Below are 595 nucleotides of genomic sequence, written 5' to 3'. Positions count from 1 at the left end.
TTGAGCAGCGGTGAGGTCTATACGTTTCTGACCAACAAGGCTGGCAAAGGTGGCAGGGGTACTCTGGTAGCTGTGGTCAGGGGAACAAAAGCCGAGGATGTGATCCGTGTTCTGGAAAAGATTGACCTTTCCAAAAGAAAGACAGTCAAGGAGATAACGCTCGACCTGTCTTCCTCTATGATGATCATTGCGCGCACGGTGTTCCCCAAGGCACTCATCACCAGTGACAGGTTTCATGTGCAGAAACTTTACTATGACGCTTTGGACGACATGCGCATAGCCTACCGGTGGATGGCAAGGGACAGAGAAAATGAGGAGATGAAGGAAGCCAAAGCCAAGAATGAAACCTACAAGCCATTCAGATATAGCAACGGTGACACACGCAAGCAACTACTTGCCAGGGCGAAGTTTATACTGACTAAACACAAGTCCAAGTGGACGGAATCGCAAAGGCTAAGGGCGGAAATAATCTTTGAAAACTACCCAGAACTCAAAAAAGCTTATGACCTGGCCATGGAACTTACCGATATTTATAATGCCAAAAGCATCAAGGACGCAGCAAGGCTGAAACTGGCTAAGTGGTTTAACGAGGTAG

At 47.6% G+C, this 595-nt stretch carries 1 protein-coding gene; it reads left to right on the top strand.

Annotated features, from left to right (window positions below):
* The coding region (locus HMPREF1254_RS03790) for an ISAon1 family transposase (RefSeq protein ID WP_036890955.1) at window positions 1-595 on the top strand (595 nt) is incomplete at both ends.

The sequence above is a fragment of the Prevotella sp. BV3P1 genome (assembly GCF_000479005.1).
GTDB lineage: Bacteria > Bacteroidota > Bacteroidia > Bacteroidales > Bacteroidaceae > Prevotella.
The sequence above is the reverse complement of the archived record's forward strand: the minus strand, read 5'-3'. Positions and strand labels throughout refer to the sequence as shown.